Below are 14,956 nucleotides of genomic sequence, written 5' to 3' on the forward strand. Positions count from 1 at the left end.
GGTCCGGCCCGGTGGGTGGTTCGGGCTCGTTCACCGGATCCTCGCTCCTGGGCCTGTGGACGGACGGGCTCGCTGTGCGGTCCTCATGCGGGGAGCCAGCGCCGGACACAGGCGATGAGGTCATGGGTGTCCACCGGTTTCGTGACGTAGTCGCTGGCGCCGGAAGCCAGACTCTTCTCCCGGTCGCCCTGCATGGCCTTGGCGGTCACAGCGATGACCGGCAGATCAGCGTACTGCGGCATCCTGCGGATCTCCGCCGTCGCCGTGTACCCATCCATCTCCGGCATCATCACGTCCATCAGCACGAGCTCGACGTCCGGGTTGTTCACCAGGGTGTCGATGCCCTTGCGTCCGTTCTCCGCGTGCAGCACGCGGAAGCCGTGCAGCTCCAGGATGCCGCTGAGCGCGAACAGGTTGCGGGCGTCGTCGTCCACGACGAGGACGGTACGGCCGCGGGTGTGGTCGTCGCCCAGGTACGGCGCGGTGTGCTGGAGCTCGTCCCCGCGGACGAGGGTGAGCACCTCGCCGGGCTCCTCGGCCGACAGGTGCAGCGCGATCCGCTCGCGCAGCTCGTCCAGGCTGAACAGGTACTCCAGCGAACCGCCCGCCGGCTCCTCGCTGATCGGCTCGGTGCGGTGCGAGACGTGCACCAGCACCGGGACGCTGGTCAGGGCCGAGTCGCCGCGCAGTGCCTCCAGGAAGCGGGCCGACTCCCCGTCGGGCGTGCCGAGTTCCACGACGACACAGTGGCAGGGCTCGTCCGCGAGGGCACCGGCCGCCTCCTGGGCGCCGACCGCGGTGATGATGTCGACGGACGTGCCGGCGCCGTTGTGCGCCAGGTCCCCGATCACGCTCTCGGCGACCAGCGTGAGCAGGCCGCGGGGGCGCTCCTCCACGACGAGCAGGCGGCGGGGGCGCTCCCGCTTGGCGACGGCCGGCGGCAGCCCGAGGGGCGTGCCGGGCCCGGGTGTGTCCTCGGCCTGCTCCGGTTCGGCGGTGTGCGGGGCGGGGCGGCCGCCGCGCAGGTGCTCCTCGAAGTCCGGCCGGGCGACGGGCAGGAACAGGGCGAAGGTGCTGCCCCTGCCGGGGGTGCTGTCGACGGTGACGGCTCCGCCGAGCAGGTGGGCGATCTCCCGGGTGATCGACAGGCCGAGGCCGGTGCCGCCGTACTTGCGGCTGGTGGTGCCGTCGGCCTGCTGGAAGGCGCCGAAGATGGTCTCCAGCTGCTGCTCCGGGATGCCGATGCCGGTGTCCTTCACCCGGAAGGCGACGATCGCCCCGCCGCGCATCACGCCCGGGGGCACCTCGTCGTCCGCGGCGGGTTCGACGCGCAGTTCGACGCCGCCCTGTTCGGTGAACTTCACCGCGTTGGACAGCAGGTTGCGCAGGATCTGCCGGAGCCGGGAGTCGTCGGTGAGCAGGTCGGCGGGGGCGCCGGGCGCCGTGGTGATGGTGAAGTCCAGGCTCTTCTGGGACGTCATCGGCTGGAAGGTGGCCTCGACGTACTCGATGAGCTGGCGCAGCGGGACGCGCTCGGGCGTCACGTCCATCTTGCCGGCCTCGACCTTGGACAGGTCCAGGATGTCGTTGATCAGCTGGAGCAGGTCGGAGCCGGCGGAGTGGATGATGCCAGCGTACTCGACCTGCTTGGGGGTGAGGTTGCGGGAGGGGTTCTGGGCGAGCAGCTGGGCGAGGATGAGCAGGCTGTTCAGCGGGGTGCGCAGTTCGTGGCTCATGTTCGCCAGGAACTCGGACTTGTACTTCGAGGCGAGCGACAACTGCTGGGCGCGCGCTTCGAGTTCCTGCCGGGCCTGCTCGATCTGGAGGTTCTTCGCCTCGATGTCCCGGTTCTGGTCGGCCAGCAGGGAGGCCTTCTCCTCCAGTTCCGCGTTGGACTGCTGGAGCTCCTCCTGGCGGGCCTGCAACTCCGCCGAACGCGACTGGAGTTCGCTGGTCAGGCGCTGCGACTCCTCCAGCAGTTCATCGGTGCGGGCGTTGGCGACGATGGTGTTGACGTTGACGCCGATGGTGTCGACCAGCTGCTGGAGGAAGTCCCGCTGGACGGTGGTGAACCGGGCGACCGCGGCGAGTTCGATGACGCCGAGGACCTGCTCCTCGAAGACGATGGGGAGCAGCAGCAGGGCGGTGGGCTCCACCCGGCCGAGACCGGAGGAGATGGTGATGTACCCGGGCGGCAGCTGGTCCACGGCGATGGTGCGGCGGCTGCGCGCGGCCTGGCCGACCAGGGAACGGCCGAACGGGATGCGGACGGGCCGGGAGTCCTCCTCGGGCCGTCCGTAGGCGCCGACGAGGCGCAGTTCGGGGCCGGCCGGGCCGTCCTCGGCGAGGTAGAAGGCGCCGTACTGGGCGGACACCTGCGGCACCAGCTCGTCCATGATCAGCTCGGCGACGACCGGCAGGTCGCGGTGGCCCTGCATGAGGCCGGAGATGCGGGCGAGGTTGGTCTTGAGCCAGTCCTGTTCCTGGTTGGCCCGGGTGGTCTCGCGCAGGGACTCCACCATCGAGTTGATGTTGTCCTTGAGGTCGGCCACCTCGCCGGACGCGTCGACGGTGATGGACCGGGTCAGGTCGCCCTCGGCGACCGCGCTGGCCACGTCGGCGATGGCGCGGACCTGCCGGGTGAGGTTGCCGGCGAGTTCGTTGACGTTCTCGGTGAGGCGCTTCCAGGTGCCGGAGACGCCCTCGACCTCGGCCTGGCCGCCGAGCCGGCCCTCGGTGCCCACCTCGCGGGCCACCCGGGTCACCTCGTCGGCGAAGGCGGAGAGCTGGTCGACCATCGTGTTGATGGTGGTCTTCAGTTCGAGGATCTCGCCGCGGGCGTCGACGTCGATCTTCTTCGACAGGTCGCCCTTGGCCACGGCGGTGGTCACCAGCGCGATGTTGCGGACCTGGCCGGTGAGGTTGTTCGCCATGGAGTTGACGTTGTCGGTGAGGTCCTTCCAGGTGCCGGCCACGTTGGGCACGTGCGCCTGGCCGCCGAGCCGGCCCTCGGTGCCCACCTCGCGGGCCACCCGGGTCACCTCGTCGGCGAACGCCGACAGCGTGTCGACCATCGTGTTGATGACGTCGGCGAGAGCGGCGACCTCGCCCTTGGCCTCGACGGTGATCTTCTGCGACAGGTCGCCCCGGGCCACGGCCGTGGCCACCTGGGCGATGGAGCGGACCTGGCCGGTCAGGTTGGAGGCCATCACGTTGACGTTGTCGGTGAGGTCCTTCCAGGTGCCGGCGACGCCACGCACCTGGGCCTGGCCGCCGAGGCGGCCCTCGGTGCCCACCTCGCGGGCCACCCGGGTCACCTCGTCGGCGAAGGCGGAGAGCTGGTCGACCATCGTGTTGATGGTGTTCTTCAGCTCCAGGATCTCGCCGCGGGCGTCCACGGTGATCTTCTGCGACAGGTCGCCCTGCGCCACCGCGGTGGCCACCTGGGCGACGTTGCGGACCTGGGCGGTCAGGTTGCCGCCCATGAAGTTCACCGAGTCGGTGAGGTCACGCCAGGTGCCCTTGACGCCCTTGACGTCGGCCTGGCCGCCGAGCCGGCCCTCGGTGCCCACCTCGCGGGCCACCCGGGTCACCTCGTCGGCGAACGCGGAGAGCTGGTCGACCATCGTGTTGATGGTGCTCTTCAGCTCCAGGATCTCGCCGCGGGCGTCCACGGTGATCTTCTGCGACAGGTCGCCCTGCGCCACCGCGGTCGTCACCTGGGCGACGTTGCGGACCTGGGCCGTCAGGTTGCCGGCCATGAAGTTCACCGAGTCGGTGAGGTCCCGCCACACACCGGCGACGCCGGGGACCTGGGCCTGGCCGCCGAGCCGGCCCTCGGTGCCCACCTCGCGGGCCACCCGGGTCACCTCGTCGGCGAACGCGGAGAGCTGGTCGACCATCGTGTTGACGGTCTCCTTCAGCTGGAGGATCTCGCCGCGCGCGTCCACGTCGATCTTCTGCGACAGGTCGCCCTTGGCCACGGCGGTGGCGACCTGGGCGATGTCCCGGACCTGCGTGGTGAGGTTGCCCGCCATCGCGTTGACGGAGTCGGTGAGATCCGCCCACGTACCGGAGACGCCCGGGACCTGCGCCTGGCCGCCGAGGGTGCCCTCGGTGCCCACCTCGCGGGCGACCCGGGTCACCTCGGAGGTGAACACCGACAGCTGGTCGACCATGCCGTTGAAGACGGTGGCGATGTCGCCCATGAGCCCGGTGGAGTCGTCGGGCAACCGTGTGCCGAAGTCTCCGTCCCGCACGGCGGTCAGCCCCGCGAGCAGTCTTCTCAGTTCGTGGTCACCCGGGACCGCTTCGGTCGTCCCGGTCGCCTTGCCGGCCATGCGCACCCTCGATCCGCTCCCCTAGAGCCCCCGCGCCGAGGACTCGGAACCGCGGCCGGGGGCGTGCTGCGACCCGACCGTTGGTGTGTGCATTTCCGCAGTTCACGGATTTGCATGATGAGAAAAATACGCCGCAGGCTAACCCACTTCCGAGGGCGGGGACAAAGTAGTCGGCCAACCCTGCCCGCGCGGCGGAGCGAGCCACCCACGGCAGGTGTGAAGGAAGCGAAACGGGGTAGTCGAAAAATTTTCACCTCAGTCGAGGTGTGCGGGTCACTTCCCGCTCCCCGCTGGGCGGTGGGGTCCGGCGGCCGGGTGGCGCGGCCCGCCCGCGGCCGCTCCGGGCGGCGCGGAACCGCCGCAGTGAGCAGTGTCACCCCGCCGTGGCGCCCCCTGGGCACCACGTCACCTCAGGACGACCGACCGGCTCTCCCGCGGCACCAGCTCCCCCACCACCGGCGCCCCGGGCACCTCCCCGGCGACGAGCAGCCCGCCGGAGGTCTGCGCGTCGGCGAGCAGCAGCCGGGTGTCCTCGTCGGCGTCGCCGAAGTCGGTGTGCGGGGCGACCCACTCCAGGTTGCGCCGGGTCCCGCCGCTGACGTAGCCGTCCCGTACGGCCTCCCGGGCACCGTCCAGGTACGGCACGGCGGCGGTGTCGACCACGGCGGTGACCCCGGAGGCCCGGGCGAGCTTGTACAGGTGGCCGAGGAAGCCGAACCCGGTGACGTCGGTGGCGCAGACGGCCCCGGCGGCCAGCGCGGCCTCGGAGGCCTCCCGGTTGAGCGCCGTCATCGTGGCGACGGCCTGCTCGAACCGCTCGCCGGTGGCCTTGTGCCGGTTGTTCAGCACGCCGAGGCCGAGCGGCTTGGTCAGCGACAGCGGGACCCCCGGGCGGCCGGCGTCGTTGCGCAGCAGTCGCTCGGGGTCGGCGATGCCGGTGACGGCCATGCCGTACTTCGGCTCGGGATCGTCCACGCTGTGTCCGCCGCCGACGTGGCAGCCGGCCTCGGTGGCGATGTCGAGGCCGCCGCGCAGCACCTCGCGGGCGAGGTCGAAGGGGAGCCGGTCGCGCGGCCAGGCCAGCAGGTTGACGGCGAGGACGGGCCGGCCGCCCATCGCGTACACGTCGGACAGGGCGTTGGCGGCGGCGATGCGGCCCCAGTCGTAGGCGTCGTCCACGACCGGGGTGAAGAAATCGGCCGTGCACACGAGGGCGGCGCCCCGGTGGCCGACCACGGCGGCGTCGTCGCCGGTGGCCAGCCCCACGAGCAGCGGGGTGTCGCCGCCGGCCCGCGGTGGCGCGGTCAGCCCCGCGACCACGTCCTCCAGTTCGCCGGGCGGGATCTTGCAGGCGCAGCCGCCGCCGTGGGCGAACTGGGTGAGCCGTACGGGCGCCTGGCTGGTGGGTGTCGGTGTCATACCGGTGGTCTCCCGGGGCAGTAGCCTGTCGAGCGGTGGAGGCGTGTGGGTGCCTGGTGGCCCTCCCGGTCTTCAAAACCGAGGTGTCCGAGGATCTCGGGCAGGCGGGTTCGATTCCCGTCCGCCTCCGTCCCCCGCCTGGGCCCGGCAGCGCCGATGCCGGTCGTCGACGCGTTCGGTCCAGCCCCCGGCGTCCAGCAGCTCCAGCAGCGGTACCGCGACCCGGCGGGTGGTGTCCAGGGCGCGGCGGGCCTCGCTGAGCGTGAAGGGCTGCGGCAGGCCGGCCAGGACGGCGGCGGCCCCGGCGTCCGCGCCGGGCAGCAGCACGATCCCCTCGGCGACGCGCAGCAGCTCCCCGGCGCCCGCCGCCGCGGCCAGGGCCCGCCGGTCCAGCCCCAGCTCGGCCAGCCGCCCGGCCTCGGGCGCGCGGAACGGCGTACGGGCCAGATCCCGGCGTACGGCGTCCACGGCCGCGCGGACGGGTCCGGGCAGGGCGGGGCGGGGGCGGTCCGCGGGGTGCAGCCGGCCCTGGCGTGCCCGGACCCTGGGCTGCGCCGCGGCCAGCGCGTCGACCAGGATCCGGTCGGGCAGGCCGAGCAGCCGGCGGGCCGCCTCGGTGGGCAGTCCCGGCTCCAGCGGGTGCGCGCGGGCGTGCCGGGCGGTCTCCTCGGCCAGCCGGTCCGCGAGGGCCCGCCAGTGCGCCGGGTCGGCCAGCCAGTCCCCGGCGACGGGGTCGGCGGGCGCCGGGATGCCCATCGCCCGCAGGTCGGCGCGCCGGAGCAGGCCGCGGCGGCGCAGCTCGGCGGCGCCGTCGGGACGGCCGGTCATGGTGGCCAGCTCGGCGGCGCGGACCCGGCCGGCGCCGCGCCGGGCCAGTCGGGGCGGGCGTACGTCGAGGACGGTGACCGCGCAAGGAGGCCGGCCGCCGCCCGGTTCCCGCAGCACGGCGCGGTCCCCGGCCCGCAGCGGCAGTCCCCGGCCGAGCGTGAGCCGGGCGGTGTCCGGGCCGAGGGGGCGGACGGTCACCGGGACGGCCGCCGTCCCGATGTGCAGGGTGACGCCCCGGGGCAGGTCGGCGACCGGCTCGCCGGTGACGCGGACGTCGATCGTCCCGGCGCACAGCCAGCGGTCCGGGGTGAGCAGGACCTGGCCGCGGCCCAGCGTGTCGTCGCCCGGACCGTGCACGTTGACGGCGACGCGGGCCACCGCGCCGACGGCCGTCCGCTCCTCGTGCAGGCTCTGGAGGCCGCGGACCCTCAGCACGGCCGACCCGTCCCCGGTGGCCAGCCGGTCGCCGACCCGCAGGGTGCCGGCCCCGAGCGTCCCGGTCACCACGGTGCCGTGGCCGCGGACGGTGAACGCCCGGTCGAGCCACAGGCGGACGTCGGCGCCGGTGTCGGGTAGGGGCAGCCGGCCGGCCATGGCCACGAGTTCGGCCCGCAGGTCGTCCAGGCCCGCCCCGGTGACCGCGCTGACGGCGACCGCCGGGGCTTTGCCGAGGGAGGTCGCGGCCAGGCGCTCGACCGCGTCGGCGCGCACCGGTTCCGGGTCGGCGAGGTCGCTGCGGGTCACCGCGAGGACGGCGTGCCGGACGCCGAGCGCGTCCAGGACGGCCAGGTGCTCGGCGGACTGCGGCTGCCAGCCCTGGTCGGCGGCGACCACGAACAGCACGGCGGGCACCGGCCCGGAACCGGCCAGCATGGTCGCAACGAAGCGTTCGTGCCCGGGTACGTCGACGAAGGCGAGGTCCTCCCCGCCCACCCGGGTCCACACGAAGCCCAGGTCCAGGGTGAGGCCGCGGCGGCGTTCCTCCGCGTACCGGTCGGGCTCCATCCCGGTGAGCGCCCGGACCAGCGCGGACTTGCCGTGGTCGACGTGGCCGGCGGTGGCGAGGACCCGCATCACGGCCGCCCGTCCACCGCTGCCCGGGCCGCCCGGACGGCCTCCGCCAGCCGTTCGTCGTCCTCCGGCGGCACCGGGCGCAGGTCCAGCAGGCAGCGCCCCGCCTCCAGGCGTCCGACGACCGGCGGGCGGCCGGTGCGCAGCGCGGCGGCGTACGGCTCGGGCAGCGACAGCGCCGCGCTCGGGAGGGTGACGCCGGGCGCGCCGCCGCCGCCGACCGTGGCGGCGCTGTTGACGGCCTCCGCGTCGAGTCCGTCGGCGGCGAGGCCGTCGGCGAGGCGGGCGGCGCGCGCCGCGAGGACGGCCGGGTCGGCGGTGAGGGCGAGGGCGGTCGGGGTGGGCGGGCCGGTGAGGGTCGCCTCCAGGGCGGCCAGGGTCAGTTTGTCGACACGGAGCGCCCGGGCCAGCGGATGCCGGGCGAGGGCGCCGACGAGATCCTCCCGGCCCAGCAGCAGCCCGCACTGGGGGCCACCGAGCAGTTTGTCACCGCTGGCGGTGACCAGGGCGGCGCCCGCGCGCAGCTGGGTGTCGGCGTCGGGTTCCCCGGGCAGCGCGGGGTGCGGGGCGAGCAGACCGGAGCCGATGTCGACGACGACCGGGACGCCGAGTCCCGTCAGGTCGGCGACCTCGGCGGACCGGGTGAATCCGGTGATGCGGAAGTTGGAGGGGTGCACCTTGAGCACGAAACCCGTGTCGGGGCCGACGGCGGCGGCGTAGTCGGCGGGAACGGTGCGGTTGGTCGTCCCCACCTCGCGCAGCCGGGCCCCGGTCGAGACGAGCAGGTCGGGCAGGCGGAAACCGTCGCCGATCTCCACCATCTCGCCCCGGCTGACGATGATCTCCTTGCCGCCCGCGAGGGCGGTGGCGGCCAGTACGAGCGCGGCGGCGCCGTTGTTGACGACGTGCGCGGCGCCGGCGGCCGGCACGCCCGCCCGCAGCGCGGCGAGCGCGGAGCGCCCCCGCCGGGCCCGCACCCCGGTGGCCAGGTCGAGTTCCACGTCCGTGGGTCCGGCGGCCTCCGCGACGGCCTGCCGGGCAGCGGCCGACAGCGGGGCCCGCCCGAGGTTGGTGTGCAGCAGCACCCCGGTGGCGTTGATCACCGGGCGCAGGCCGCCCGCGTTGCCCGGCAGCAGGCCGAGGGCCGCCTCCGGCACCAGCTCCACCGGCACGCTCCCCCCACGGGCCCGCTGCTGCGCCTGCCGGACGGCGGCCTTCACCAGCCCGGCACCGAGCCGCTCCACGGCCGCCGCCAGCCGCGGCTCCCGCAGCAGTGCGTCGGTACGGGGGATGCGGCGCCGCTCTTCCGCGGCGACGGGGCGCCCCGCGGTGCGCGGGGCGCCCGGTGTGGCGGCGACCGGGGGCGCCGGCCGGCCGGTGGACGGGGTTCCCGTGCCGGCCTCGTCCGGCCTCGCTGTCACCGGCCGTCGCTCCATGCCGCGCCTGTCCCTCCCGGTCCGGCTCCGTGCCCGTGCGGGCTCTCCTCCATCGTCCCCCAGTGCCCCGGGCCGGCGGGCCGACACGCCGTCGCCGGACGTTGGCGGTGGACGCCACGCGGGTACCCGGCGCCGTATGAAGGACGACGACCACAACCGACAGGACGACAAGGCGACGGCGGCCGAGCGGGCCGCGCGCCGGCAGCTCGAAGCGGACCGCGAGCGCGCCTCGGCCGAGCCGTTCGACTACCCGTACCCGGAGCGCCGGGCGGGGGTCAGGGCCCGGCGCCACATCAGCGAGGCGGCAGCGGCCGCGGACACACCGCCGGGCATCCCCGGCGGGTACGGCACGACCGGCGGCGGCCGGCCCGGCACCACCGGCGCCGCCCACCCGCCGTCCCGCTCCCGCCAGGACCCCGACGCGGCGACCCCTGCCGCCGAGCCGGTCAGTGACGACGAAGGGCCGGTGAACCGCTCCGAGGACTGAGGACGGCCGGGGAGGCGCCGGTCCCCGCCCAGGGGTGCTCAGGGCGGACCGGACGGCTGTCCCCGGTCGCCGTCGGTGCCGTTCCGCGGCCGGGGAGGCGGGGCGTCACCGGCACTGAGGTGTTCCAGTACCTCGACCAGCTCCTGGCAGGCCCGCTCGACCGAGCGCCGGGTGTTGCGCTGCTCGATGATCACGGCGGACAGCAGCAGCGCGGTGAGCGCCATGGCCCCGTTGAACGCCTGGAGCTTGACCATGACCTCGACCCGGCCGAGCCCCGCGAACGCCCCCACCTCGTCGGTCGCGGCGACGGTGGCCACCACGGAGGTCAGCAGCACGCACAGCACGCTGCCCGTCAGCTGGAACCGCAGGGCGGCCCAGATGATGAGCGGGTAGACCAGGAAGAGCAGGCTGATCGAGCTGTAGGCGGCCAGCGGTACGACCGCGCAGCCGGCCAGGACCAGTGCGGCGGCCTCCTTCCACCGGCCCAGCGGCAGCGACCCGCGCACACCGTGCAGCAACAGCAGCAGGAGCGGGGTGACGATCAGGACCCCCATCGCGTCGCCCACCCACCACGCGAGCCAGACGATCCCGAAGTGCCGGCCGGGCAGGCTGCCCGACAGCACGAGGAGGCCGACGCCGATCGTCGCGCTGATCAGCATGGCGGTCAGCGCGCCGAGGAACACGAGGGCCAGCCCGTCGCGCAGCCGGCTGAGGTCGGTGCGGAAGCCGGCCCGGCGCAGCAGGAGAGCCGCGCACACGGGCGCGGCGGTGTTGCCGAGGAGCAGGCCGAGGACCTCGGGGCCGGGGGTCGTGAGGGAGAGGACGGCGAAGAAGGCGCCGAGCGTGACGCCGGGCCAGCAGCCGAGACCCAGGATCAGCAGGCTCGCGACGGCGACCCCGGTCGGCGGCCAGATCGGGGTGACGACGGCGCCCCCGACGGTGAGCTCGCGCAGGAGGCCCAGTCGGGCCGCCGCGTAGTAGCAGGCGGCGACGGCCAGGATCTGGACGGCCCGGCCGCCCGCCCGGCGCGACTGCTCGGTACCCACCACACCAGCCATCTGACACCGGCGGCCCCCGGTCGGCGAGGCGGGAGGGGTCCGGTCCGGCCCTATGGCTGAAACGCGGCCGGCCGGTCGTCCCCCCGGGTGGCTTCGGGGCCGTCCAGGCCCACGACGAGGACGGCGGCGTCGTCCTCGTGACCGACGCTCTCGGCGCCCTTGATCACGGCGGCGGCGAGCGCGTGGGCCTCCAGGCCGGCCACGGCGGCGATGCCCGCGAGCCGGACCACCCGGTCCAGGCCGTCCTGCATGTCCAGCGACGGCCCTTCCACGACTCCGTCGGTGACCAGGACGAACACCCCGCCGGTGGTGAGCCGGTGCCGGGTCACCGGATAGGCCGCGCCCCGCACGACGCCGAGCGGCGGGCCGCCTTCGTCGTCGACGACGCCGGCCTTGCCGTCCGCCGTGGCCCAGACGAACGGGATGTGCCCGGCCCGGGCGCTCTCCAGTACCCCGCTGGCCGGGTCGAGCCGCATGAAGGCGCAGGTGGCGAACAGCTCGCCGCCCAGGGAGAGCAGCAGGCCGTTGGTGCGGGCCAGGAGTTCGCCCGGTTCGCCGGTGACGGAGGCCAGTGCCCGCAGTCCGGCCCTGACCTGGCCCATGAAGGCGGCGGCCTCGATGTTGTGTCCCTGGACGTCGCCGATCGACAGGCCGATCCGGCCGTCGGGCAGGGTGAAGGCGTCGTACCAGTCGCCGCCCACATTGAGGCCTATGTTGGCCGGCGCGTAGCGCACCGCCAGGTGGAGGCCGGGGGCGGTGGGCAGATCACGGGGCAGCATGCCCCGCTGGAGGGCGAGGGCGAGTTCGACCTGGGTGCGCTGGAACTCCGCGCGCCGACGTGCCTGGGCGGTGAGCGAACCGAGCCTGGCCAGCAGCTCGTCACCTTCGTCCCTGGAGCGTTTGCGGGGCATCGATCACTTCCGCCGGGGGCGGTGGCACGCGGACGGCCGCCTGGATGTTCGACGAACCCCTAGATTTTACCCGTACGGGCGCAAAGCGCCCCGACGGAGACCCGCGGCCCGGCACCGGCACCGCCCCGGTCTCCGCCGGGCGCCGGTCAGCGGACCTCGGAGTCGATGCCGGTGATGATCGCCGGCCCGAGCGGCGCGTTCCCCTCGTCCAGTCCCGCGTCGCGCAGCGCGGAGTCCGCGAGCCGGCGCGCCTCCTCCTCGGCGTGCGGGCCGGTGTCCGCCTCGACGGTCAGGCGGAGGGTGAAGGTGTTGTCCTCGTTGAGGCTGAGCACGTCGAGGTCCTCCGCGCTGCCCATCCGGGTGCCGTGCGGGTCGGCGGGCCGCAGCGCCCGGGCCAGCCGGGTCCGGGCGTCGGCCCCGATCCCGCTGGTGAAGGTGCCGGGCACGCTGATCACGTAGGTCGTCATGGGACGGTCCTTTCCTTCCTCGGGCGTCTCGCCTACCCCGATTCGCGGCCTTCGCACCCTCGGGGGCGCCTCGCCCGCCACCATCCGCCTTCCCGCACCGCCCGCGCTCGCACGACTTCCCGCGGAGCGTCACCCGGACGGTGGAGGCACCCCGTGTCGGCCGCCGGGCCGGGCGGGGACGGAGTGGGAGATTACGGATGCGGCTCCGGTCCGCTCCCCCGTCCCCCACCTCCCGTCCCCCGCCTCCCACTCCACACGCTCCCCGCTCCCCGCTCCCCGTAGAAGGACATCGTCATGCGCCTGTGTCGTCCGCTCGCCGCCGTGCTCGGCGGTCTCGTGCTCGCCGCCACCGCCACCGCTCCGGCGCTCGCCGCCGGCGGCACCTTCACCTGGCTGGGTCCGCACGGCAAGGCCTACGTCATCACCGACCCGCCGAGCCACCGGTGCTTCGACATGGCGCAGGAGGCGCGGGGCGCGCACAACGGGACGCGGAAGCCGCTCGTCGTCTTCGCGCGCAAGAAGTGCAAGGGGGCGGCGCTGCGGGTCGCCCCCGGCCGGTCGGCGCCCGCCCGCGCGCGCTTCGCCAGCATCGTCTTCGACCCGCGCTGACCGCGCCGCCCGGGAGGTCGCCGCGGCGGTCGCCCGGGCGCTGTCAGATCCAGCCGTCGAGTGCGCCCATGAAGCCGTCGAGGTCGTCCCGGTAGAGCGTGTGGCCGGCCCCCTCGACGGTGCGCACCTCGAAGCCCCGCCGCCGCAGCCCGGCGTCGAAGCCGTCGCGGTGGAGGTCGCCGGCACCCGCCAGCACCACCAGGGAGGGCACCACCGGGCGGACCGGCGTCCGGCCGACCGCGTAGACGCCGGGCAGGACGGCGGCCGTGGCGGGGTCCCAGGCGGCCAGCGTGGCCAGCTCGATGTCCACGTCCTCCTCGTCCCAGCGCGGATTGAGGTTCTTGATCATGGAACGGCTCGCGGTCCGGAAGGCCCCGAAGTAGGCGGAGGCCGCGACCAGTTTCTCGCGGACGTCCCAGGCCGGGTCGCAGTAGACGGCGCGGGTGGGCGCCAGCCGTTCGACGGCTCCGGCCAGCGCCATGGCCCCGAGCGAGTGGCCCATCACCAGTTCCGCCTCCACGGGGAGGGTGTCCACGAGGTCGTCCGCCCAGTGCTCGGGGCTGTACGGGCCCCGGCCGCTGGCGCCGTGCCCCCGCAGGTCCACCGCGACGACGCGGTATCCCTTGCCGGCCAGGACGGGTGCGACCCGGTGCCAGGTGCGGTGGTCGGACATCAGGCCGTGCACCAGCACGGCGATCCGGTCGCCGGTCCCCCACTCGTGCGTGTGCAGCCTCATCGCCGGCCCCTCCCCCGTCGGACCTCGTCGGACCCGGTCGGATCATGCCATCGCTCGCCGGGTCGGATCCACCCCCGCGAGGAGCCCGAAACGGGTGTGGTTATCATATGAGCGCCGCCTAGCTCGAAAGATGGATCTGTGACTGTCAACGACGACTCGTTCACCAACTGGAAGATCCGCGAGGAGATCGCGGAGTCGATGATCCCGCTCATCGGGAAGCTGCACCGCGAGCGGGACGTGACCGTCCTGCTGCACAGCCGCTCCCTGGTGAACAAGTCGGTGGTCAGCATCCTCAAGACGCACCGCTTCGCCCGCCAGATCGCCGGTGCGGAGCTGTCGGTCACCGAGACCATGCCGTTCCTCGAGGCGCTGACCGCGCTCGACCTCGGGCCGTCGCAGATCGACCTCGGCATGCTGGCCACGCTGTACCAGGCCGACGAACGCGGCCTGAGCGTGGCGGAGTTCACCGCCGAGGCCGTCGCCGGGGCCACCGGCGCCGACCGGGTCGAGCGCCGCGAGCCGCGCGACGTCGTCCTGTACGGCTTCGGCCGCATCGGCCGGCTCGTCGCCCGGCTGCTCATCGAGAAGTCGGGTTCGGGCAACGGCCTGCGACTGCGCGCCATCGTCGTGCGCGGGGGCGGCGGCCGGGCCGCCGGGGACCTCGTCAAGCGCGCCTCGCTGCTGCGCCGCGACTCCATCCACGGCCAGTTCCAGGGCACCATCACGGTGGACGAGGACAACAGCACGATCGTCGCCAACGGCAACGAGATCAAGGTGATCTACGCCGACGCCCCGTCGCAGGTGGACTACACCGAGTACGGCATCCGCAACGCCATCCTCATCGACAACACCGGCAACTGGCGCGACCGCGAGGGCCTCTCCCAGCACCTGCGCCCCGGCATCGAGAAGGTCGTGCTGACCGCGCCGGGCAAGGGCGACGTCCCGAACATCGTGCACGGCGTCAACCACGACACGATCAAGCCCGACGAGCAGATCCTGTCCTGCGCCTCCTGCACCACCAACGCGATCGTGCCGCCGTTGAAGGCGATGGACGACGAGTACGGCGTGCTGCGCGGACACGTGGAGACCGTCCACTCGTTCACCAACGACCAGAACCTGCTGGACAATTACCACAAGTCCGAGCGCCGCGGCCGCTCCGCGCCGCTCAACATGGTGATCACCGAGACGGGCGCCGCCTCCGCCGTCGCCAAGGCGCTGCCCGACCTGAAGGCGAAGATCAGCGGCAGCTCGATCCGCGTGCCCGTGCCGGACGTGTCCATCGCGATCCTCAACCTCCAGCTGGCCCGCGAGGCCAGCCGCGAAGAGGTGCACGACTACCTGCGCGAGGTGTCGCTGACCTCGCCGCTCAAGCGCCAGATCGACTTCATCACGGCGCCCGACGCGGTCTCCAGCGACTTCATCGGCTCGCGCCACGCCTCGATCGTGGACGCCGGCGCGCTCAAGGTCGACGGCGACAACGCCATCCTCTACCTGTGGTACGACAACGAGTTCGGCTACTCCTGCCAGGTCGTCCGTGTCGTCCAGCACGTGTCGGGCGTGGAGTACCCGACGTACCCGGCCACGGCGGTCTGAT

At 73.9% G+C, this 14,956-nt stretch carries 10 protein-coding genes, 1 tRNA gene and 1 pseudogene; 4 read left to right on the top strand and 8 right to left on the bottom strand.

What is annotated here, in order from left to right; translation table 11 throughout:
• Positions 1 to 83 precede the first annotated feature (83 nt).
• Positions 84 to 4,340 carry a HAMP domain-containing protein gene (locus ACIQVT_RS13730; RefSeq protein ID WP_403751666.1) on the bottom strand — a complete coding sequence of 1,419 codons (4,257 nt, stop codon included), beginning with the start codon at positions 4,338 to 4,340 and terminating at the stop codon, positions 84 to 86.
• Between the two features lie 405 nt (positions 4,341 to 4,745).
• Positions 4,746 to 5,759, bottom strand: coding sequence for a selenide, water dikinase SelD (gene selD, locus ACIQVT_RS13735; RefSeq protein WP_403751668.1), 1,014 nt, complete (start codon positions 5,757 to 5,759; stop codon positions 4,746 to 4,748).
• A 37-nt stretch (positions 5,760 to 5,796) separates the two neighbouring features.
• Between selD and ACIQVT_RS13740 the strand changes: the two genes are divergently transcribed.
• Positions 5,797 to 5,889, top strand: a tRNA-Sec gene (locus tag ACIQVT_RS13740).
• 83 nt (positions 5,890 to 5,972) lie between these two features.
• Here ACIQVT_RS13740 and ACIQVT_RS13745 read toward each other — a convergent pair.
• Both ACIQVT_RS13745 and selA read right to left on the bottom strand, forming a co-directional pair.
• Positions 5,973 to 7,661 (bottom strand): annotated as a pseudogene (locus ACIQVT_RS13745) (GTP-binding protein); the annotation flags it as partial.
• Positions 7,661 to 9,094 carry an L-seryl-tRNA(Sec) selenium transferase gene (selA, locus tag ACIQVT_RS13750; RefSeq protein WP_403751670.1) on the bottom strand — a complete coding sequence of 478 codons (1,434 nt, stop codon included), beginning with the start codon at positions 9,092 to 9,094 and terminating at the stop codon, positions 7,661 to 7,663. The pseudogene ACIQVT_RS13745 and the gene selA, both read right to left, overlap by 1 nt.
• A 136-nt stretch (positions 9,095 to 9,230) precedes the next feature.
• Between selA and ACIQVT_RS13755 the strand changes: the two genes are divergently transcribed.
• Positions 9,231 to 9,581: a hypothetical protein gene (locus tag ACIQVT_RS13755; protein ID WP_403751671.1), complete on the top strand. Its 351-nt coding sequence runs from the start codon at positions 9,231 to 9,233 to the stop codon at positions 9,579 to 9,581.
• Between the two features lie 38 nt (positions 9,582 to 9,619).
• Here the strand turns inward: ACIQVT_RS13755 and ACIQVT_RS13760 are convergent, their stop codons facing one another.
• The 3 genes from ACIQVT_RS13760 to ACIQVT_RS13770 form a co-directional block, all read right to left on the bottom strand.
• Positions 9,620 to 10,639, bottom strand: a complete 1,020-nt coding sequence (locus ACIQVT_RS13760) for an MASE1 domain-containing protein (RefSeq protein ID WP_403751673.1) — start codon at positions 10,637 to 10,639, stop codon at positions 9,620 to 9,622.
• Positions 10,640 to 10,689: 50 nt separating this feature from the next.
• Positions 10,690 to 11,550, bottom strand: a complete 861-nt coding sequence (locus ACIQVT_RS13765) for a PP2C family protein-serine/threonine phosphatase (RefSeq protein ID WP_403751675.1) — start codon at positions 11,548 to 11,550, stop codon at positions 10,690 to 10,692.
• A gap of 146 nt (positions 11,551 to 11,696) precedes the next feature.
• A complete protein-coding gene (locus ACIQVT_RS13770) occupies positions 11,697 to 12,017 on the bottom strand; it encodes a hypothetical protein (RefSeq protein WP_403751677.1) in 321 nt (106 codons plus the stop codon).
• Positions 12,018 to 12,311: 294 nt separating this feature from the next.
• Between ACIQVT_RS13770 and ACIQVT_RS13775 the strand changes: the two genes are divergently transcribed.
• Positions 12,312 to 12,626: a hypothetical protein gene (locus tag ACIQVT_RS13775; RefSeq protein ID WP_403751679.1), complete on the top strand. Its 315-nt coding sequence runs from the start codon at positions 12,312 to 12,314 to the stop codon at positions 12,624 to 12,626.
• A gap of 43 nt (positions 12,627 to 12,669) precedes the next feature.
• Here ACIQVT_RS13775 and ACIQVT_RS13780 read toward each other — a convergent pair whose 3' ends face one another.
• On the bottom strand, positions 12,670 to 13,362 hold the full coding sequence (locus tag ACIQVT_RS13780) for an alpha/beta fold hydrolase (RefSeq protein ID WP_403751681.1): 693 nt from the start codon (positions 13,360 to 13,362) through the stop codon (positions 12,670 to 12,672).
• Between the two features lie 138 nt (positions 13,363 to 13,500).
• On the opposite strand from ACIQVT_RS13780, the gene ACIQVT_RS13785 reads away from it, so the two are divergent.
• Complete coding sequence (locus ACIQVT_RS13785; protein ID WP_403751683.1) at positions 13,501 to 14,955, top strand: glyceraldehyde-3-phosphate dehydrogenase; 1,455 nt, start codon at positions 13,501 to 13,503, stop codon at positions 14,953 to 14,955.
• The last annotated feature ends 1 nt before the right edge of the window (position 14,956 follow it).

The sequence above is a fragment of the Streptomyces sp. NPDC100445 genome (genome assembly GCF_044759735.1).
Lineage (GTDB): Bacteria > Actinomycetota > Actinomycetes > Streptomycetales > Streptomycetaceae > Streptomyces.

Coding starts and splice junctions, on each gene's coding strand:
- ACIQVT_RS13730 (WP_403751666.1), bottom strand. CDS start 4,340: ATGGCCGGCAAGGCGACCGGGACGACCGAAGCGGTCCCGGGTGACCAC.
- selD (WP_403751668.1), bottom strand. CDS start 5,759: ATGACACCGACACCCACCAGCCAGGCGCCCGTACGGCTCACCCAGTTC.
- ACIQVT_RS13775 (WP_403751679.1), top strand. CDS start 12,312: ATGCGCCTGTGTCGTCCGCTCGCCGCCGTGCTCGGCGGTCTCGTGCTC.
- ACIQVT_RS13770 (WP_403751677.1), bottom strand. CDS start 12,017: ATGACGACCTACGTGATCAGCGTGCCCGGCACCTTCACCAGCGGGATC.
- ACIQVT_RS13765 (WP_403751675.1), bottom strand. CDS start 11,550: ATGCCCCGCAAACGCTCCAGGGACGAAGGTGACGAGCTGCTGGCCAGG.
- ACIQVT_RS13755 (WP_403751671.1), top strand. CDS start 9,231: ATGAAGGACGACGACCACAACCGACAGGACGACAAGGCGACGGCGGCC.
- selA (WP_403751670.1), bottom strand. CDS start 9,094: ATGGAGCGACGGCCGGTGACAGCGAGGCCGGACGAGGCCGGCACGGGA.
- ACIQVT_RS13780 (WP_403751681.1), bottom strand. CDS start 13,362: ATGAGGCTGCACACGCACGAGTGGGGGACCGGCGACCGGATCGCCGTG.
- ACIQVT_RS13760 (WP_403751673.1), bottom strand. CDS start 10,639: ATGGCTGGTGTGGTGGGTACCGAGCAGTCGCGCCGGGCGGGCGGCCGG.